Origin of the sequence: Bacillus sp. FSL R5-0709 (genome assembly GCF_038004785.1) — a bacterium.
GTDB classification, from domain to species: Bacteria; Bacillota; Bacilli; order Bacillales; family Bacillaceae_G; genus Bacillus_A; species Bacillus_A mycoides.
Genome location: NZ_JBBORT010000001.1, coordinates 5,085,682 through 5,107,151, shown reverse-complemented (window position 1 = coordinate 5,107,151; position 21,470 = coordinate 5,085,682). Strand labels below are relative to the sequence as shown.

11 protein-coding genes are annotated in these 21,470 nt (G+C 35.7%); 7 read left to right on the top strand and 4 right to left on the bottom strand.

Translation table 11 applies throughout. From position 1 onward, the window contains the following. Window positions 1-936: 936 nt before the first annotated feature. Window positions 937-8,838 (top strand): Cna B-type domain-containing protein, encoded by a 7,902-nt coding sequence (locus MKX37_RS26270; RefSeq protein ID WP_341089440.1) that lies wholly within the window; start codon window positions 937-939, stop codon window positions 8,836-8,838. Window positions 8,839-9,361: 523 nt separating this feature from the next. On the opposite strand, the gene MKX37_RS26265 is transcribed toward MKX37_RS26270, so the two are convergent. Next, a complete protein-coding gene (locus MKX37_RS26265; protein WP_078178202.1) occupies window positions 9,362-10,759 on the bottom strand; it encodes a M28 family metallopeptidase in 1,398 nt (465 codons plus the stop codon). Window positions 10,760-11,286: 527 nt separating this feature from the next. Beyond that, window positions 11,287-12,081, bottom strand: a complete 795-nt coding sequence (gene map / locus MKX37_RS26260; RefSeq protein WP_016121123.1) for a type I methionyl aminopeptidase — start codon at window positions 12,079-12,081, stop codon at window positions 11,287-11,289. 157 nt (window positions 12,082-12,238) lie between these two features. Between map and MKX37_RS26255 the strand changes: the two genes are divergently transcribed. The 4 genes from MKX37_RS26255 to MKX37_RS26240 are packed head-to-tail and all read left to right on the top strand — an operon-like array spanning window position 12,239 to window position 15,602. Continuing rightward, window positions 12,239-13,141 carry an ABC transporter ATP-binding protein gene (locus MKX37_RS26255; protein WP_002130089.1) on the top strand — a complete coding sequence of 301 codons (903 nt, stop codon included), beginning with the start codon at window positions 12,239-12,241 and terminating at the stop codon, window positions 13,139-13,141. After that, window positions 13,138-13,872 (top strand): ABC transporter permease, encoded by a 735-nt coding sequence (locus tag MKX37_RS26250; protein WP_001202437.1) that lies wholly within the window; start codon window positions 13,138-13,140, stop codon window positions 13,870-13,872. The genes MKX37_RS26255 and MKX37_RS26250 overlap by 4 nt, the downstream gene beginning before the upstream one ends. Further along, the gene (locus MKX37_RS26245; protein ID WP_063225624.1) at window positions 13,873-15,003 is read left to right on the top strand and encodes a sensor histidine kinase; all 1,131 of its coding nucleotides are present in this window, start codon (window positions 13,873-13,875) and stop codon (window positions 15,001-15,003) included. After that, window positions 15,000-15,602: a response regulator transcription factor gene (locus tag MKX37_RS26240; RefSeq protein ID WP_002130086.1), complete on the top strand. Its 603-nt coding sequence runs from the start codon at window positions 15,000-15,002 to the stop codon at window positions 15,600-15,602. The genes MKX37_RS26245 and MKX37_RS26240 overlap by 4 nt, the downstream gene beginning before the upstream one ends. Window positions 15,603-15,641: 39 nt before the next feature. On the opposite strand, the gene MKX37_RS26235 is transcribed toward MKX37_RS26240, so the two are convergent. Next, window positions 15,642-17,402 carry a M4 family metallopeptidase gene (locus tag MKX37_RS26235; protein ID WP_078178199.1) on the bottom strand — a complete coding sequence of 587 codons (1,761 nt, stop codon included), beginning with the start codon at window positions 17,400-17,402 and terminating at the stop codon, window positions 15,642-15,644. A 171-nt stretch (window positions 17,403-17,573) separates the two neighbouring features. On the opposite strand from MKX37_RS26235, the gene MKX37_RS26230 reads away from it, so the two are divergent. Together MKX37_RS26230 and papR are read left to right on the top strand one after the other, a co-directional pair. After that, entirely contained in the window at window positions 17,574-18,437 is an 864-nt protein-coding gene (locus MKX37_RS26230) for a helix-turn-helix domain-containing protein (protein WP_002130082.1), read from the top strand. A 147-nt stretch (window positions 18,438-18,584) separates the two neighbouring features. Beyond that, entirely contained in the window at window positions 18,585-18,731 is a 147-nt protein-coding gene (gene papR / locus MKX37_RS26225) for a quorum-sensing peptide PapR (RefSeq protein ID WP_000734740.1), read from the top strand. Between the two features lie 17 nt (window positions 18,732-18,748). Here the strand turns inward: papR and MKX37_RS26220 are convergent, their stop codons facing one another. Beyond that, window positions 18,749-21,427: a DUF4084 domain-containing protein gene (locus MKX37_RS26220; protein WP_016121121.1), complete on the bottom strand. Its 2,679-nt coding sequence runs from the start codon at window positions 21,425-21,427 to the stop codon at window positions 18,749-18,751. Window positions 21,428-21,470 lie beyond the last annotated feature (43 nt).

Below are 21,470 nucleotides of genomic sequence, written 5' to 3'. Positions count from 1 at the left end.
TCTCGACACTCATTTATATACTCCAAAAATGAAAAGGCTGAATTTCGTATTTCTATACGATTTACATGAAATCAGTTGACAATCATACTCTTTTTTAGTTACCCCCAAATTCGGTCCACTGTATTCAAATTTGGAGAATATGACTATCATCTTGCATAGGCAAACAATACTTCATCCAGAGCGTTTTTAATTATATAATGCTGGCGGTGGAACGCTTCTTGTTCTACTTGTTTCGGTGTGTAGGTCGGCTGTGTAACTAAACACAAAATGTTTTAACATATGGCCAATTTCACCTCAACTCATAATGGCAGAAAATGCATCTTCAATAACATCTTTTAGAATACGAGTATCCTAGCATGTTTCACAGTCGTAACCTTCTTCGGCTGATATGCTAAATTCGATTATAGATTGTACTTCTTGTTATTCTTTATGAGGATAAGTAAGGAAGTTGACCAAATGCATATTTACTGTGAAGTAGCTCTTCCATACTTGTCGACAATGAAATTTTCGCATTTATAGAGCAAACGTTTGCGTTGGTATGGAGAAATTTCGGAAACTCTACAGCATAATAAGACAATGACCGTCATGAGTTTTATCGTGAGTGCTTGTTGAGTGGTCTTCTTCTGACTTTGAAGTTGTTTGTTCGTTCATGGGTATTTGTAATTTGAATTCCTTTATCAAAATTTGTCCTGTATCTGTTTTTGTTAAACAGTATATACGATAAATAAAATGTCGGAGAAATTAGATGAATCTATATAAAAGTCAAACTGCAATTTTTTAAGTAGTAGAAGGATTGAAAAAGAGAAAAAGATGATAATAGCTGTCAAACAAGTTTTAGTAAAGTGGCTTAATGACATTGAATAGTAGAATCTTTGTCATAGTATGCTTGTACCAGGATCTATCTATTTTTAATTTTATAGGAGGATAACATAAAATATGTATTTAAAAAGAGTTACTTCGATTTTTTCGATTATAATGATTTTTATGTTTACTATAGGTCAAAGTCTTTTACCTATAGTAGCAAATGCACAAGAGCTAAACACAGCAGGACTTGTGGATAGTTTTCAGATTGGTAAAACAAATCTAAGTACCACAGAAAGGACTAAAGTAACTGTAAACTTCAGTGAAAAAGATGGACTTAGGCTGAAGCCTGGAGACACACTAACATTAACACTGCCTCCAGAGTTAAAAGGATTAAATAGCGAGTTTCTATTAAATGACTATGGTACTTGTAAAGTTACAGCAGGTACTGTGGTATGTACATTTAATGATAAAGTGGATACATATGAAAATATTCAAGGGTATTTAAACTTTTTCGTGGAAGCTACTAATGTAGGAACGGATCAAAAGAAAGAGATTGAAACCAATTTTGGTACAACTGTAGATAAGCAGTCTGTAACAATTACCGGTCCAAGTAGTGGTGGTGGCACAGATCCTGGAAAGCCACCGTTTTTTTATAAAACTGGTGATATGAACTCAGGTAAGGACAATGAAGTACGTTGGTTCTTGAATATAAATTTAAATAAAGAAGAGTTAAGTCGTGATATTGTTGTGACTGATAATTTACAGGAAGGTCAAACACTTAATAAGGATAGTTTCTATATAAGTGTAGATGATTATCTAGGTCGTCGATCTTTAACGCTACAAGAGTTTGAAAAGCAAGGTTACGGAACGATTACCTTTACTGGAGACAGATCATTTAAAGTTATGCTTAATAAGGATAAAGCACGTCTTGCTGCCTTTACGATTGGTTATACATCTACTATAACGGAAGCTGGGAAGAAGCAAGAGTTTTTTAAGAATGATTATACGATTGATTACCAAGTCCTAAACAAAGAACCAGTTACTGAATCGGGTACTCATCCAGTCGAAAATATGACAGCTGGTGGTGGTGCTACTGGTAACAAGGTTCCAAAAGGAAAGCTGAAAATTGTTAAACATATTGAAGGAAATAAAGAAAAAGTAATTCCGAATGTTTCGTTTAAGTTGTATAAAGAGTCTGGTGAACAAGTTGGGGGCGAATATAAAACAAATGAAAAAGGGATAGTTGAAACTCCTCAATTATCACCAGGTAAATATTATGTACAAGAGGTTTCAGCTCCAGACTATATTGATTTCGATCCTCAGAAAAAAGTAGAGTTTGAAATAAAATCAGATGATGAAAATGGAGTCGAACTGGATATTCCAAATAAAGTGAAAACTACATCTGTTTCAGGAACGAAGATGTGGAAAGGCGATAACGAGAAAGATCGTCCAAGTTCAATCAAAGTAGAATTACTACAAAATGAGAAAATAGTAGACACAAAAGAAGTAACAGCGGCAGATGGTTGGAAATACAAATTTGACAACCTAGCAGTCTATGATGCAAATGGAGTGGCGTACAAGTATGAAGTAAAAGAACAACCGATAGATGGATACACAACAGAAGTAAATGGTTATGACATTACAAATACAAAAGTGGTACAAACAACCAAAGTAGAAGGAACGAAAACATGGAAGGACGGAAATGCGGAAAATCGTCCGAATATGATTAAAGTAGACTTACTACAAAATGGCCAAGTAATCGCAACACAAGAAGTAACAGAAGCAACAGGTTGGAAATATGAATTCAAAGATTTAGCGGCATACGATGCCGAAGGTAAGGCATACAAGTATGAAGTGAAAGAACAAGCAGTAGACGGATATCAATACGAAGTAAAAGGTTATGACATTACAAATACAAAAGTAGGTCAAACAAAAGTAGAAGGAACGAAAACGTGGAAGGATAACAATTCACCGGATCGTCCGAAAACAATCAAAGTAGACTTACTACAAAACGATAAAGTAATCGCAACGCAAGAAGTAACAGAAGCAAGCGGTTGGAAGTATGAATTCAAAGATTTAGCGGCATATGATGCCGAAGGAAAAGCGTACAAGTATGAAGTGAAAGAACAAGCAGTAGATGGATATCAATCCGAAGTAAAAGGATATGACATTACGAATACAAAAGATGCAAAAACAACAGTAGCAGGAACGAAAACTTGGAATGACAACAATGCATCAGATCGACCAACAACAATCAAAGTAGACTTATTGCAAAATGGCAATGTAATTCAAACACAAGATGTAACAGAAGCAACCAGTTGGAATTATACATTTGCAGACTTAGCACGATATGATGCAAATGGTGTTCCTTATACGTACACAGTAAAAGAGCATCCAGTAGCGGGATACAAATCGGAAGTAAATGGCTACAACATTACAAACACAAAAGTAGCAAAATTGACAGTAGAAGGAACAAAGACGTGGAAAGACGGAAATGCAATAGACCGTCCGGCAATGATCAAAGTAGACTTACTACAAAACGGTAACGTAATCAAAACACAAGATGTACTAGCAGTAATGGGTTGGAAATATATATTTGCAGATTTAGAAGCATACGATGCGAATGGAGTAGCTTATCAGTATGAAGTGAAAGAACAACCGATTGCGGGATATAAATCTAGCGTAAGCAGTTATGACATCACGAATACAAAAGTAGGCGAAACGAAAGTAGAAGGAACAAAGACTTGGAACGATAACAACGCAACAGATCGTCCGACGATGATTAAAGTAGATTTACTACAAAACGGTAAAGTAGTAGACACAAAAGAAGTAACAGAAGCAACAAATTGGAAGTACACATTTGAAAACTTACAAGCATACGATGCAAACGGAGTAGCTTACGAGTATAAAGTGAAAGAACAAACAGTAGATGGATATAAATCGGAAGTCAAAGGTAATGACATCACAAATACAAAAGTAGGCGAAACGAAAGTAGAAGGAACGAAAACGTGGAAGGATGATAATGCGAAAGATCGTCCGACGATGATTAAAGTAGACTTACTACAAAATGGTAAAGTAGTAGACACAAAAGAAGTAACAGAAGTAACAAATTGGAAGTACACATTTGAAAACCTACAAGCATACGATGCAAACGGAGTAGCTTACGAGTATAAAGTGAAAGAACAAGCAGTAGACGGATATCAATCGGAAGTAAACGGTAATGACATCACGAATACAAAAGTAGGCAAAACAAAAGTAGAAGGAACGAAAACGTGGAAGGATGATAATGCGAAAGATCGTCCGACGATGATTAAAGTAGACTTACTACAAAATGGCCAAGTAATCGCAACGCAAGAAGTAACAGCGGAAAAAGGTTGGAAATATGAATTCAAAGATTTAGCGGCATATGATGCCGAAGGTAAGGCATACAAGTATGAAGTGAAAGAACAAGCAGTAGACGGATATCGAACAGAAGTCAAAGGTTATGACATCACGAATACAAAGGTTGGTCAAACAAAAGTAGAAGGAACGAAGGTATGGAAGGACGGAAACGGTGAAGGGCGTCCAGAAACAATCAAAGTAGACCTACTACAAAATGGCAAGTTAATCGATACAAAAGAAGTGAGCGCAGCAAGCGAATGGAAATATGCGTTTACAGATTTAGCGGCATATGATGCCGAAGGTAAGGCATATAAGTATGAAGTAAAAGAGCAACCAGTAGACGGATATCAATCCGAAGTAAAAGGTTATGACATTACAAATACAAAAGTGGCGCAAACAAAAGTAGAAGGAACGAAAACATGGAAAGACGATAATGCGAAAAATCGTCCGAATATGATTAAAGTAGACTTACTACAAAATGGCCAAGTAATCGCAACGCAAGAAGTAACAGCGGAAAAAGGTTGGAAGTATGAATTCAAAGATTTAGCGGCATACGATGCCGAAGGTAAGGCATATAAGTATGAAGTGAAAGAACAAGCAGTAGACGGATATCAAACAGAAGTAAAAGGTTATGACATCACGAATACTAAAGTTGGTCAAACAAAAGTAGAAGGAACGAAAACGTGGAAAGACGATAATGCGAAAGATCGTCCGACGATGATTAAAGTAGACTTACTACAACATGGCCAAGTAATCGCAACACAAGAAGTAACAGAAGCAAGCGGTTGGAAGTATGAATTCAAAGATTTAGCGGCATACGATGCCGAAGGCAAGGCATATAAGTATGAAGTAAAAGAACAAGCGGTAGATGGATATCAATCCAAAGTAAAAGGTTATGACATTACAAATACAAAAGTAGGTCAAACAAAAGTAGAAGGAACGAAAACATGGAAAGACGATAATGCGAAAGATCGTCCGAATATGATTAAAGTAGACTTACTACAAAATGGCAAGGTAATCGATACAAAAGAAGTAAGCGCAGCAAGCGAATGGAAATATGCGTTTACAGATTTAGCGGCATATGATGCCGAAGGTAAGGCATATAAGTATGAAGTAAAAGAGCAACCAGTAGACGGATATCAATCCGAAGTAAAAGGTTATGACATTACAAATACAAAAGTGGCGCAAACAAAAGTAGAAGGAACGAAAACATGGAAAGACGATAATGCGAAAAATCGTCCGAATATGATTAAAGTAGACTTACTACAAAATGGCCAAGTAATCGCAACGCAAGAAGTAACAGCGGAAAAAGATTGGAAGTATGAATTCAAAGATTTAGCGGCATACGATGCCGAAGGCAAGGCATATAAGTATGAAGTGAAAGAACAAGCAGTAGACGGATATCAAACAGAAGTACATGGTTATGACATCACGAATACTAAAGTTGGTCAAACAAAAGTAGAAGGAACGAAAACGTGGAAAGACGATAATGCGAAAGATCGTCCAAATATGATTAAAGTAGACTTACTACAAAATGGCCAAGTAATCGCAACACAAGAAGTAACAGAAGCAAGCGGTTGGAAATATGAATTCAAAGATTTAGCGGCATATGATGCCGAAGGTAAGGCATACAAGTATGAAGTGAAAGAACAAGCAGTAGACGGATATCAAACAGAAGTAAAAGGTTATGACATCACGAATACAAAGGTTGGTCAAACAAAAGTAGAAGGAACGAAGGTGTGGAAGGATGGAAACGGTGAAGGGCGTCCAGAAACAATCAAAGTCGACCTACTACAGAATGGCAAGGTAATCGATACAAAAGAAGTAAGCGCAGCAAGCGAATGGAAATATGCGTTTACAGATTTAGCGGCATACGATGCCGAAGGCAAGGCATATAAGTATGAAGTGAAAGAACAAGCAGTAGACGGATATCAAACAGAAGTAAAAGGTTATGACATCACGAATACAAAGGTTGGCAAAACAAAAGTAGAAGGAACGAAAACATGGAAAGACGATAATGCGAAAGATCGTCCGGAAATGATTAAAGTAGACCTACTACAAAATGGTACAGTGATTGCGACGCAAGAAGTAAGTAAAGCAACAGGCTGGAAATACGAATACAAAGATTTAGCGGCATATGATGCCGAAGGTAAGGCATACAAGTATGAAGTGAAAGAACAACCAATCGACGGATACAAATCCGAAGTAAAAGGTTATGACATCACGAATACAAAGATTGGTCAAACAAAAGTAGAAGGAACGAAGGTATGGAAGGACGGAAACGGTGAAGGGCGTCCAGAAACAATCAAAGTCGACCTACTACAAAATGGCAAGGTAATCGATACAAAAGAAGTAAGCGCAGCAAGCGAATGGAAATATGCGTTTACAGATTTAGTGGCATACGATGCCGAAGGTAAGGCATATAAGTATGAAGTAAAAGAACAACCAGTAGACGGATATCAATCCGCAGTCAAAGGATATGACATTACGAATACAAAAGTAAGCAAGACGAAAGTAGAAGGAACGAAAACATGGAAAGACGATAATGCGAAAGATCGTCCAACAATGATTAAAGTAGATTTACTACAAAATGGTAAAGTAGTAGACACAAAAGAAGTAAGCAAAGCAACAAATTGGAAGTACACATTTGAAAACCTACAAGCATACGATGCAAACGGAGTAGCATACAAGTATGAAGTAAAAGAACAAGCAGTAGACGGATATCAAACAGGAGTACATGGTTATGACATCACGAATACTAAAGTTGGTCAAACAAAAGTAGAAGGAACGAAAACGTGGAAAGACGATAATGCGAAAGATCGTCCGACGATGATTAAAGTAGACTTACTACAAAATGGCCAAGTAATCGCAACACAAGAAGTAACAGAAGTGACAGGCTGGAAATATGAATTCAAAGATTTAGCGGCATACGATGCTGAAGGTAAGGCATATAAGTATGAAGTGAAAGAACAAGCAGTAGATGGATATCAAACAGAAGTACATGGTTATGACATCACGAATACAAAAGTAGGCGAAACGAAAGTAGAAGGAACAAAGACTTGGAACGATAACAACGCAATAGATCGTCCGAAAGCAATTAAAGTAGACTTACTACAAAATGGTAAAGTAGTAAACACAAAAGAAGTAACAGCAGCAACAAATTGGAAGTACACATTTGAAAACCTACAAGCATACGATACAAACGGTGTAGCTTACGAGTATAAAGTGAAAGAACAACCGGTAGACGGATACAAATCTAAGGTAAACGGTAATGACATCACAAATACAAAAGTAGGCCAAACAGAAGTAGAAGGAACGAAGACATGGAAAGACGATAATGCGAAAGATCGTCCTTCAATGATCAAAGTAGACTTACTACAAAATGGCCAAGTAATCGCAACACAAGAAGTGAGCGCAGCAAGCGAATGGAAATATGCGTTTAAAGATTTAGCAGCATATGATGAGAATGGTGTAGCTTACAAGTATGAAGTGAAAGAACAAGCAGTAGACGGATATCAATCAAAAGTCAAAGGTAATGACATCACAAATACAAAAGTAGGCCAAACAAAAGTAGAAGGAACGAAGACATGGAAAGACGATAATGCGAAAGATCGTCCTTCAATGATTAAAGTAGACTTACTACAAAATGGCCAAGTAATCGCAACACAAGAAGTGAGCGCAGCAAGCGAATGGAAATATGTGTTTACAGATTTAGCGGCATATGATGCTGAAGGAAAAGCATATAAGTATGAAGTGAAAGAGCAACCAGTAGATGGATATCAATCCGAAGTCAAAGGATATGACATCACGAATACAAAAGTAAGCCAAACAAAAGTAGAAGGAACAAAAATGTGGAAAGACGATAATGCGAAAGATCGTCCGAAAGCAATTAAAGTAGACTTACTACAAAGCGGTAAAGTGATTGCGACGCAAGAAGTAAGCAAAGCAACAGGCTGGAAATATGAATTTAAAGATTTAGCAGCATATGATGCAGACGGAAAAGCATACAAGTATGAAGTGAAAGAACAAGCAGTAGACGGATATCAAACAGAAGTACATGGTTATGACATCACGAATACAAAGGTTGGTCAAACAAAAGTAGAAGGAACGAAAACGTGGAAAGACGATAATGCGAAAGAACGTCCTTCAATGATTAAAGTAGACTTACTACAAAGTGGCCAAGTAATCGCAACACAAGAAGTGAGTACAGAAAGTGATTGGAAATATGAATTTAAAGATTTAGCAGCATATGATGCTGAAGGTAAGGCGTACAAGTATGAAGTGAAAGAACAACCAGTAGCGGGATACAAATCCGAAGTAAATGGTTATGACATCACGAATACAAAAATCAAGGACGAACCAGGTGTAGATCCAAAAGATCCAAGCACAGATCCAAAAGATCCAAGCACAGATCCAAAAGATCCAAGCACAGATCCAAAAGATCCAAGCACAGATCCAAAAGATCCAAGCACAGATCCAAACACAAATACAGACAAAAATAGCGATTCAAAAGTTCCACCTAATAAAGAAAATGATAAGCCAACATTACTTCCTAACACAGGAGGAACATCAGCAGAAATGATTTCAATTCTTGGAGGTATGGTATTGTTCCTTTTAGGTGGAATTCTATTCGCTCGTCAGCGAATAGAATAATAAAAAAGCTTTAGATTATTGATTACATCGTAATCTGAGTAGCAGATAAATTAAAAAATTACTATTGATATTGCTCCCTTTAGGTAAGTATTCAAAAACACTTCACGATAAAGTGAAGGGAAGAATGCAACCTGAAGGGTTTTTTTTATAGAAAAAAGAGAACAGTTTCAAGTTGGACTCAATCAGCGGCCCAATAATATGGTCAGCTTTCATAGAGATAAGCGGCTCTAAAGCGATAATAAAACTGCAAGAATAATTTTTTCATAATGGAAGAGCCTCTTTATTAGATGTACTCACTATTATTACAATTTTTATTCTACATGGTAGTACCATGTAATGGATATTTTATTATGATTATATTGCAATTTTTATTATACATGATAAGTTGTGTAATAAATATGTTATTATGCATATATTTGAATTTTTTATTCTATATGGTAATGCCATGTAATAAATATGCCTTTTTACATATTTATTTTTCCTTAATAAAAAGCTACCGATTAATCGGTAGTTTGAAATAGTGTTAAGCGGCTTTTTGTCCTGTTTTCACGGTAGGTTGAAGGCTATTATAGACACCTGTACCAATGACCTCTAATGCCATTTTCATACGTTCTGGTGAAATGTTCTCAAATACGTTATCTTGAGGCGTGTGATATACCTTTTCGATATGATAGATTAATGGATTCCAACTATCGACGCCCATCCAAATAAATAGTGCAGAAGGGATACCCACTTCAGCAAATGGTACGTGATCACTAGAGCCAAATTTTCCTTGAAGAACGAGGTTATTATTTAATTGTTTACCTGCTTGTAAGGCAGCATCTGTTACAAGGTTTGTAGAACCATCAGGAGTCATAGCATATAAATTTTTTGCTTTATCATAATTTGTTGCAACCATGTCTGCGTTAAAGACACCTAAAATTCGATCACGTTCCTTTTGGGACAGACTATTAACATAATAATCAGAGCCAAGTAAGCCAGTTTCCTCAGAACCAAAAGCAATAAAACGAATTTCTTTATCAGTTTCTACATTTTGAAAAGCACGAGCCAGTTCTAATACTAATCCTGTACCAGAAGCATTATCATTTGCCCCAGGTGCTCCAACGACACTATCGTAGTGTGAACTTACAACGACGGCCTTTTCATTACCTGTACTATTTTTTGGTTTCTTTTTAGCGATGACATTTAAGGATGTTAAATTAGATTCATGTCTCGCTTTTAGGGAAAGAATTGTTGTCTCTTTTTTAGCGATTTCTTCTTTAAATGCATTTCCTTGAGCATAAGCAAGACCGAAGACAGGGATAGCCTGTTTTTTAGTTAAGCGAGGATTGAAAGTTTGTCCATAGTTTCCGCGTCCGCCAATTAAGCTGTATAAAAGAACACCTTTTGCCCCTTTACTAACAGCATTTTCAACCTGTTTATTATAATCTGCTACTGTTGCACCTCTTTCGAATAAAACAATTTTTCCGTTTACCTCATTTGGAATATCGTCTAATTTTGTACCACCTTGAACAAAGATAAGTGGAGCTGTAACAGCTTCTGTAGAAATTAGTGCATTTGGAGCAGCACCAGCTTGCCAATTACGCTTTGTCCCTAATGGTGATTCGATAAATCCAACGTATTGATCCGGCACTTGAAAGGGCTGATACTCTACTTCATATCCCATTGATTTAAGCTTCATACCAACATAGCGAGAAGCCCATTCTTCTGATTTTGTACCACCTGGACGGGGACCGATTGTTTCGGATAAGAAACGGATATGCTCGATGGCGCGGTTTGCATCAACTTGTTTTGTAATAGGTGGAGTCTGTGTAATTCCTGACGTGGAATCAGCTTTTGCTTGTCCGATTGGAGCTAAGCTAACGGCGAGTGATACAGCAAGCAAGGAGCTTACTATTTTTTGTTTCAGTGATTTTCTCATTTTTTCCTCTCCCATTCTTCTATTCTCTCTGACTGACAAAAGAAGACGGTTAACGACTTTATTTTACCTTTATATGTATGAATTTTCAATAAATGTATGTTGAGAAATAAAAAACGCTATATGCATATTTGCATATTTTTAGCGGAGATATGTATGCTATCATTTTAAATGAAGGATCGCTTTCTGTTTGGAAGGCTCCTACATTGCATGAATCTAGTGTACCCAAACTTTAGATTATGTAGGGAAAAGAGATCCGTTATAGGATTTCTTTTCTTTTGTTTGAATCATGTGATGATAACTATGTTTCCGCATTTCATAATTATCATCAGTGATATATGTAAGGCATCCATATGAAAATACGAGGCTGTTCAAGAGTTTTCCGTACTTTTGGACAGCCTCACCCCGTTAAAAAGGTGATACTTTGATGTATCACCTTTTTATTTTTATAAGCTTTCTGTTTATGGGGATGTTACATAATCAAAAACAGCCGCTTTAGTAGAAGGAATCTACAAAACGGCTATTTTTGATTATAGTTGAGTTAAAATAATTGGCTCGCCACGAGTGACGACAACTGTATGTTCACATTGTGCAACAAGGCTTTTATCTGGTGTAACGAATGTCCAACCATCATCACCGCGCTCAATGATATGATCAGCTTTCATAGAGATGAATGGTTCTACAGCGATAACAAGACCGTCTTTTAGAAGCGCATTATCCATTGGATCATAGTAGCTTAAGATGTGGTTTGGAGCTTCGTGTAAGCTAAGACCAATACCGTGACCAGTTAAGTTTTGAATAACGTTATATCCACTTTTATGTGCAAAGTTAGAAACAGCACGACCAATTTGATTTTGTTTTGAGCCAGCTTTTACTTTTTTCATTGCTTCCCAAAATGAGTCTACTGCTGCTTGGCAAAGTTTTTCTTTTTCTTCATCGTCACCAAGAACAAATGAGATACCTGTATCTGCATAATATCCGTCAAGTGCTGCCGATACGTCTACGTTTACTAAATCGCCTTCTTTTAATACGCGATCGCTTGGAATACCGTGAGCAACTTCTTCGTTTACACTAATGCAAGTTACACCTGGGAATTTATATTCTTTTTCAGGCGCTGAAATAGCACCGTTCTCGTCTAATACTTTTTTACCAATTAAATCAAGCTCTTTCGTTGTCATACCTGGCTTCGCTTGTTTTTTCATTTCTTCGCGTGCAAGTGCAACGATGCGGCCGATTTTTCGTAAACCTTCTAAATCTTGTTCATTACGAATAATCATGAAAACCACTGTCCTTCCTCGAATATATGTCTTATCCGATTGTATCATGTTTGTTTTTGTACTGCTACTCGCATGCGGTATGCAGGCTGATTCCTCTCATAAAGAATACATGACAATTGTCATATGGATGTCATGACGCATCATACTGTTTCCTAACTTTTCCAACGCATACAATGTAAATATAAGAAACGGCGGGGGTGGAGAGATGGAAAAGATTATTGAAGTAAATGGTGTTTCTAAAACATTTAAACATAAAAAAGCAGTAAATAACGTTTCATTTCATGTAAATAAAGGGCAAATAGTAGCATTACTCGGCCCAAATGGTGCGGGGAAAACAACGACAATTTCAATGATGCTCGGATTAAAAGATCCGACAGAAGGGAATGTTTCGATATTTGGAAAGAGCCCGAAGCATAGAGATGTTCGTAATAGCCTCGGTGCGATGTTGCAAGAAGTAAGCGTTATTGACAGCATCACAGTAGAAGAGGCAATTGAGTTATTCCGTAGTTATTATACGAATCCAGTAGCGAAAGAAACATTACTTCAGCTATCGAATTTAGAATCAGAGCGAAAGCAAAGATGTGAAAAGTTATCAGGTGGTCAAAAGAGAAGGTTGAATTTTGCACTCGCACTTGCGGGAAATCCAGATTTATTATTTTTAGATGAACCAACTGTAGGGATGGACATTACGTCTCGAAAAGTGTTTTGGGAAACGATTCGAAAGTTAGCAAGTGAAGGGAAAACGATTATTTTAACGACGCACTATTTAGAAGAAGCAGATGCGTTAGCGGACCGTATTTTATTATTCGCAAACGGAAAAATTATCGCAGATGGTACGCCGGATGAAATGAAAGCGACGATTTCTCGAAAAACAATCTCGTTTTATTCGAAAGAGAAAATTCCTAAGAGTTTACTAAAGGAATTACCGCATGTAACAGAAGTACAGTCAAATGAAGGGCGCTTCACTTTAACGACGGAAGATACAGATGCCACTTTACAAGCAATTTATCAGAGGAATCTACCTGTAACAGACGTTTCAGTTGAACGTGGAAGCCTCGATGAAGCATTTGAACAGTTTGTTGCAAATCAGAAGGAGGGAATCGCATGAGAGCATTATGGATGCAATGTAAAATAGAGGTTTTACGTACGTTCCGCAATAAATTATTCATCTTTTTCTCATTATTAATGCCAGTTATGTTTTATTACATCTTTACAAATGTTATTCAAGTCCCGCAAAACGGAGATGCATGGAAAGCACATTATTTAATTTCAATGGCGACTTTCAGTATTGTAGGGACTGCCCTTTTTAGTTTCGGTGTGAGACTTTCTCAGGAAAAAGGGCAAGGATGGACACATTTGTTAAAAATTACACCGCTTCCAGAGGGCGCATATTTAGCAGCTAAAATTATTGCTCAAACAGTAGTGAATGCTTTTTCAATCTTAGTTATTTTTATGGCAGGAATATTAATTAATAATGTTGAGTTGACGATAGGCCAATGGATTGGTGCAGGATTATGGCTATTACTAGGCGTGACACCATTTTTAGCCCTTGGAACAGTAATAGGTTCAATTAAGAAGGCGGATGCAGCAGCTGGTTTAGCCAATATTTTAAATATGAGTCTAGCTGTAATTGGCGGGTTATGGATGCCAATTGAAGTGTTCCCGAAAATATTAAGATCTATCGGTGAATGGACACCAACATACCACTTTGGAAGCGGTGCATGGGACATTGTAGCTGGAAAATCGATTGGGTGGGAAAATATCGCGGTACTAGGAGGTTATTTCCTTATATTTGTTGTAGTATCAATATATATAAGAAAAAGACAGGAAGCGGTATAAATGATAGAGAAGAAGAGGTTTGAAGTTTTTCCGAAACAGATGGGTTTCTTCCCATATATGTGGCTCGTGTATTTATTATTTCCAATCTATAATTTAACGCAAGTATCAGGATGGAAGCTTGTAATAGGGATCGGTATGTTGATAGTCTTCACCGTCACATACCGTCAACTTTATTTTGTTAACAAAACGTTCATTTTGTGGGCGTGTATTCAAATGGTGCTCACATTCTCATTTGCTTTATTTTATAATCCCTTCATGATATTGTTCGGATATTTTACGGCGAGTGCGATGGGATTTGCGCCAAGTAAGAAGGCATTTCGTGTGTTGTTATGTTTATTAGTTGTAATGCTTGGAGCTTTTATATTTGTAAATGTTAATCAACTAACAATCCCGAGTTTAGTGAATATCGTTCCGATGTTTATTTTAATGCTTCTTACGCCATTTGGAATGCGTAATTTTAATCAGAAAAAGATGTTAAGGAATCAACTAAACGAAGCAAACGAACAAATTAAAGACTTAGTAAAACGTGAGGAACGGCAGCGAATCGCAAGAGATCTTCATGATACGTTAGGGCATACGTTATCCCTTATTACTTTAAAAAGTCAGCTTGTGGAGAAACTGATTGTGAAGAATCCAGAACGCGCAAGTATAGAGGCGAAGGAGATTACACAAACATCTCGTACAGCTTTAAAACAACTGCGCGAGTTAATTTCGGATATGCGTATGATTACAGTGGAAGAAGAACTTGAGCAAATAAAAGCGATTTTGCAAGCAGCCAATATTGAATTGGAAGTAAAGCAAGAGGCTAATTCTAGTTCGCTATCGCCAATTGAGCAAAATATTTTAGGTATGTGTTTACGTGAAGCTGTTACGAATGTCGTGAAACATAGTAAGGCAAAGGCATGTACAGTTTCTATATTAGAATCACAAGGTGAATTGATTTTAAAAGTAGAAGATAATGGCGTCGGTTTAGAGGAGCGAAATCATGATGGAAACGGCATTCGTGGTATGAAGGAACGAATTGCCTTAATTGACGGTCTAGTGGAACTAGATACGGTTAATCCAGGGACACTGTTAACAGTGAAAGTTCCAATTGTAATTAGAACAGGAAAAGATGAGGTGAGGGCATGATTCGAATTATTATTGCAGAAGATCAACGAATGCTTCGTGGTGCATTAGGAGCCCTGCTTGATCTAGAAGATGATATTGAAGTGGTTGGGCAAGCGGCGAATGGTGAAGAGGCGTTAAAATTAATTGAATCGCTAAAGCCCGATATAAGTATTATGGATATTGAAATGCCAATCCAAAGTGGTTTAGATGTTGCTGAAATTTTAAAGAAAGAAAAATCATCTTGTAAAGTAATGATTTTAACAACATTTGCGCGTCCTGGTTATTTTGAAAGGGCAATGAAAGCTGGTGTGCACGGATATTTATTAAAAGATAGTCCAAGTGAGGATTTAGCTTCGGCAATTCGTAACGTAATGAAAGGGAAACGAGAGATTTCTCAAGAGTTAATGTTTGGCTTATGGCAAGAGCAAAATCCATTATCGGATCGCGAAAAAGAAGTGCTGTTACTTGCGAAAGAAGGAAAGACTGCAAATGAAATTGCGAAGGCACTTTATCTTTCACCTGGCACAGTTCGTAATTACATTTCTGAAGTATTAACGAAGCTCGATGCAAAAAATAGAATTGAGGCAATTACAATTGCGGAAGAAAAGGGATGGATGTGAAAAAGAAGTTTACCTATAATCGGTAAACTTCTTTTTTGCTTATTTTCCTTGTTGTACTTCTACTACTTTACTAATTTTTGCTAGAGCCCTATATCCATGTGCTTGGAAAGCCTTTTCGAATTCTGTTGCTGTCATATTACCATATAAGTCTTTTGCAGCTTGTACAATGTGAGATTGAAGTGATTCAAAATCTTCTGCTGAAGTTGCGTAGTTTTGCAATGCACGCATAACAACTTTACTTACTTTTTCATTTCCTTGTCTTTGAACAGATATACCGTTATACGTTTTACCTTCAGCTAATTGATATAATACATGGCTGATAATTCCAGAATTCACGTGAGATTCTTGATCATTTCCATCATTATAGAAATCTTTTAAGTTTGTGTATAGTTTGTTGCCGCCGTCACCAATTTCCCCTGGGATGTCACGAATTGTTAGACCACCTAACGTATCACCCATAATCCAATTTCCTTTATCTTTCTTTACGTAATATTCTATTTGTGTACCCCAAAAATCTGCTAGACCTTCATTTAGCGCAGATGTTTCAGCACTTGGATATCGCACAATTTTATTTTTCGTCGTACCACTAAATACAGCATGTCCAAATTCATGAGCTGTTACGTCAAGAGCAGAGGTTAATTTTCCATTTAGCCCGTCACCAAAGACCATTTGATTCCAACCTGGATGCCAAAATGCATTTACATAGTTTTCTTTTACACCATCACTAACTTCAGTAGAATCAAATCCGTGGACGCTAGCAACAACTTTTGAGTCTTTATTATCGTAACTTTTCAGATTATGTTCTTTCTTAAAATAGTCGTAAATATCACTCATATTTTTCATAACACCAGCTGCTTCTTTATCTAAGAAGTTAGAGTTATCGCTTGAAATAAGTGTCCCTGGATAACCAGCTTGGCTATCGCCACCAAGGGAATCAGCGTAGTTTGCGTTGTAAATATAAATACCATTTCCGCGGGATAAATCAGCTAAATAAAATTTTCCATCAGAGCCTTTCGCAATATTAAATAATACATTTTCTTGTAGCGCATTTTTCCCAGTTCCTTGTTCTTTCGCTGGTGATAGTTTAGGTGCTGTTACTTGATTAATAGTTTTATTCTCTTTATTTTTAATAAACTTTTCTTGGAAAAGTACTTCACCAGTTTGTAAGTCCATGATTGCATTTCCGTTTATAACTTGTTCATTGTTTTCATAAGTAAATGTAAGGACCGTTGCGTATGTATAGTAGCCATCTTTTTTCTTATAAACTACCGTTTCGCTAGAAAATTCTGTTTCTGTCGCATCACTTGGAATTTGAAGTATATTGCGTAATTTAGATTTTACTTCATTTTTCGACAAAAAATTTGTTATAGTAAGATTAAGTTGTTGGTCTAAATTTTGGGCAACTTTACCACTAACAGTTGTAATTACTCCATTTTTATCTACTTTTACAATGAGATCTTGACCATATACTTTATAATTTTTGTATGTTTGTGCAAGGCGTAATTCGGTTTGATTTTCTTTTGTTTCTTTATTTGTAGGTTGAAAATCGACATTCTTTTCAGTAGTAACTTGCTCTTGTTGAGCTTTAGCCCCATTTACCTCACCTTTTAAATACTTTTTAGCAATATTCTCTTTTGTATCGTTTTGAGGTTGTGTTAATTTTCCGATTGTTAAACCAGGCTGAGCAATTTCAACTTTCACTTCATTTTTATCTAATTCTTGAGCGTGAATAGCTTCTGTTGATAAAGGACAAAGAAGACCGAATGTAACGAAAGCACTAGCAAGTTTTCTATAATTCATCTATAACACTCCTAATCTTGTATTGTGTATGTGAGATGAATTGTATGAGGAATTTGCCGAATTTTATATATATTATGCATTATTTCATATCAAAAATTGTCGAATTCACATTATTGTAGTGGTATGACAACTTAAAAAAATTAGATTGTTATAATGGGATGGTGAGTAAGTATGCACGCAGAAAAATTAGGAAGTGAAATAAAGAAAATTAGGGTAATGAGAGGATTAACACAGAAACAACTCTCCGATAATGTATGTCATCAATCGGAAGTGAGCCGAATTGAATCGGGCGCGGTATACCCAAGTATGGATATACTGCAAGGTATAGCAGCAAAATTACAAGTTCCCATTATTCATTTTTATGAGGTACTCATTTATTCCGATATTGAGAGGAAAAAGCTATTTAAAGATAGAATTCAAATGTTGAGTAAGAAGAAACAATATGCTGAAATTTATAGCATTGTTTCAAATGAATTAAAAAAAGAAAAGTTTCATCCAGAATTTAATCAGTTTCTTCTTTGGTACTATTACTTATCTGCATATGTTTTACAGAAAATTAATTTTGAATATTGCATTTTAGAGTTAAAAAAAATTGTACATCAATCATACGGAGGGATAGATGTATTTCAAAATTTATATATTGAAAATTCTATTGCAAGTATTTGTGCAGAAAATAATCAATTAGATAGGGCAATAACTTCATTTCGAGCTATTTTAGAACGGTTAGAATCGCTACATAATAATGAGGCATTCACAGTTAAGGTTCGATACAATTATGCAAAAGCTTTATATTTGAGTGATCAGTTTGAAGAGGCATTGTATCAAGTAAATGAAGCGATTGAAGCTTCTCGGTATATGGGAAGTATGGAATTAATCGGTCAATTGTATTATCAAAAGGGCGAGTGTCTTGAGAAATTAGAGTATTCATCAGATGATATTAAAGAAGTGTATAAAAAAGCGTCTTTCTTCTTTGATTTATTAGATTTACATTCTTACAAAGAGACGTTATTAAAAAAAAAGAAGTATTTAAATTAAAATGATTTGGAATATGTATAGTGGTATATTTCGTAAGTTACATCCACAAAAAGTAATTAAATATCCAAAAAATGGGTATGCATAATTGCATAAGTTGTGGATAAATTTTCATGATATATTAAAAGAAAACGATGTGGGTGATGGAATATGAAAAAACTACTTATTGGTAGTCTATTAACGTTAGCAATGGCATGGGGTATTTCATTAACAGATACAGCTTTAGAGAAAAGCCAAGTAATTTCTCATAATGATCAAGAGGTACAATTAGCTTCAGATTTACCATTTGAACATTAAAAAAACAACCGTCTTACTTAGACGGTTGTTTTTTTGTGGAGTAACCTCCAAACGTCTTTACTAGAAACAGGTTTGCTAAAGAGGAATCCTTGAATGTGGTCACAGTTTTGCTCGTGTAAAAACTTCCATTGTTCTTCTGTTTCTACACCTTCCGCAATAACCTCTAAATTTAATTCTTTTGATAGCGTAATAATGGAAGCGATAATGGCTTCTTCTAAAGGGCTATTTGTAATTCCACAAATAAATTCTCGAGCAATTTTTAATGTATTGATTGGATATTTCGTTAAATAAGCTAAAGAACTATAACCAGTTCCAAAATCATCAATTGAAATTTGAATACCGAGATTTTGAAGTTCTTCTAGTTTAGCAATTACAGAATGATTTTGATTAATCGCGATACTTTCCGTAATCTCAATATCTAGTGCTTCCGGTTTTAGTTCGGTTTCTTCCAAGACTTTTGAAATAGTTGGGATTAAATCTGAACGGTTAAATTGAACAACAGATAAATTCACACCAACCTTTAAGTGAGAAAACCCTTGGTTATGCCACTTCTTTGCTTCTAAGCAGGCTGTACGTAAGATCCAATTACCAAGTTCAATAATAAATCCTGTCTCCTCTGCTAGAGGGATGAATTGGGCAGGTGATACAATTCCGAGTTTTGGGTGTTTCCAACGAATTAACGCCTCGAAACCGATAATTTGTTTTGTTTTTGTGTTTACTTGTGGCTGGTATTCAAGGAAAAATTCATTTTGTTGTAGTGCTTTTGAAAGCTCACCTTCTAGGAAGTGTATTTCATTTTGCGCAATACTCATTTCTTTTGAGAAGAAAACGAATCTGTTTTTTCCATTTGCTTTTGCTCGATACATAGCCATATCTGCATTTTTCATTAATTCGGTTACATCGGTTCCATAGTCAGGGTACATTGCAATTCCGATACTCGGTGTAACAGAAAGTTCTTCATCTTTAATAAAGTAAGGCTTATTTAAGATAGTTAAAATTTGTTCAGCTATAAAAGAAGCACTTTTTTCAGAGTACATATCTGGTAATAGAATCGTAAATTCATCTCCGCCTTGGCGGGCAACGATATCTTTTGAACGTAAACATCCACGTAATCTTTTTGCTACTTCAATTAATAATAAATCCCCGACATCATGGCCGAGTCGATCGTTAATTTTTTTAAATCGATCTAGGTCGAGGAACATAACCGCAACGTCATTAGTGTTGTTTTGAGCTAGATTTAAAATCGTTTTTAAATCTTTTTCGAATTTCCGTCGATTCGGTAGTCCTGTAAGTGCATCATGGAAAGCCATATGCTCTACTTGCTTTTGTTTTTCATATAAAGTTGTAATATCACGTGCTATACCAAACATCCCAACAACTTCTTTATTTATAAAAATAGGGATGAATGTAATGTGAAGGTGATAATAATAGCCTTCTTTTTCTTTTGTACGAATTTCTAGAGTTTGTGGTCTACCTTCTTTTGTAATTTGTAAAGATTTCTTCAATAATTCATGATCTTGTGGATCAATGAAGTGTTGAAGAGAATAGCTTGTTACTTCACAATAATAGGCTGTAAATAAACTTTCACAAGCCTTATTAGATTGTTGAAAAATCCCGTTCATATTTAAAGAAAAAACAGCATCAGGATGATCTTCGAATAAAGATTTATAACGTTGTTCACTTTTTGATAGTGCAGATGCGCCTTCTTCAACTTTACCTTCTAGTTGTGTAGTCAACTGTTCGTACGTATCGATTAATACTTGATTATCTTTCCACATGTAAAGTTGTCGTAGGAATAATAAGATAAGTGATAATACGAGACCGATTAACATGAACTTATCATCCCAAGGTTGAATGACAATAAAGGAAAAAGTAATGATTATACTAAAATAAGGTAATATAAAGCGTACATAATCGAATCGATAATATTTAGTCTTAGTTTCATGTTGCATTGGTTTATCTAAAATGTATAGTATGGACGATAAACCGATTAATAAAATTGAAGCAGTATGTATTAAATAAGAGACTTCAGAAGAAGTTTCCATTCCTGATCTTAACTGGAACAGGTGTATATATCCGTAAACAAGTATGATAGTGAAGCCGACAATTAATGAGATTCTACTAGAAGAATACTGTTCTCTTCTATATAAGCTAATAACGGCGTAAATTACTAATGATTGTGCAATGAAATATCCAATTAAAACCCATGTATCTGTTGTTAACATACGAAAGCTTGAAATGTCTAAAATAAAGGTTAAGGTAAAGTAAATATTCATAATGACAATAAAGATGCTATCGAATGAAAATTGAGCAAGGCCTCTAATAGAGTAATGTTTTATAAACTTTATAGCAAAGCCAGAAAAGAGCAAAATATATTGTATGATGAAGAAAGGCAATGCCTTATATGAGAATATGACTTGATCATATATAGAAAGTGAATGAAGAAATAAAGTTATCTCCATAGCTAATCCACATATACAAGTGCATAGTACTAGAACCCAAAATAGTTTGTCACCGTGCTTCATCTTCTTAATTGCTTTATATAAGCAATAGCAAGAAAAGAGTGCAGCAAAACAAAATAAGAAGAGAATTCCAATTTCTTTTATATTCAAGTCCTTAGGGATAAGGAATATCCAAAGAGAAAATATAATAATATACATCATGACAAATTGTACATATTTTTTTTGATTGATCATATAATGGCTCCGTTTCAATAAAGTTGAATCACAGGGGGAAAAT

Coding starts and splice junctions, on each gene's coding strand:
- MKX37_RS26250 (WP_001202437.1), top strand. CDS start 13,138: ATGAGAGCATTATGGATGCAATGTAAAATAGAGGTTTTACGTACGTTC.
- MKX37_RS26220 (WP_016121121.1), bottom strand. CDS start 21,427: ATGATCAATCAAAAAAAATATGTACAATTTGTCATGATGTATATTATT.
- MKX37_RS26235 (WP_078178199.1), bottom strand. CDS start 17,402: ATGAATTATAGAAAACTTGCTAGTGCTTTCGTTACATTCGGTCTTCTT.
- MKX37_RS26245 (WP_063225624.1), top strand. CDS start 13,873: ATGATAGAGAAGAAGAGGTTTGAAGTTTTTCCGAAACAGATGGGTTTC.
- MKX37_RS26255 (WP_002130089.1), top strand. CDS start 12,239: ATGGAAAAGATTATTGAAGTAAATGGTGTTTCTAAAACATTTAAACAT.
- map (WP_016121123.1), bottom strand. CDS start 12,081: ATGATACAATCGGATAAGACATATATTCGAGGAAGGACAGTGGTTTTC.
- MKX37_RS26240 (WP_002130086.1), top strand. CDS start 15,000: ATGATTCGAATTATTATTGCAGAAGATCAACGAATGCTTCGTGGTGCA.
- MKX37_RS26270 (WP_341089440.1), top strand. CDS start 937: ATGTATTTAAAAAGAGTTACTTCGATTTTTTCGATTATAATGATTTTT.
- papR (WP_000734740.1), top strand. CDS start 18,585: ATGAAAAAACTACTTATTGGTAGTCTATTAACGTTAGCAATGGCATGG.
- MKX37_RS26230 (WP_002130082.1), top strand. CDS start 17,574: ATGCACGCAGAAAAATTAGGAAGTGAAATAAAGAAAATTAGGGTAATG.
- MKX37_RS26265 (WP_078178202.1), bottom strand. CDS start 10,759: ATGAGAAAATCACTGAAACAAAAAATAGTAAGCTCCTTGCTTGCTGTA.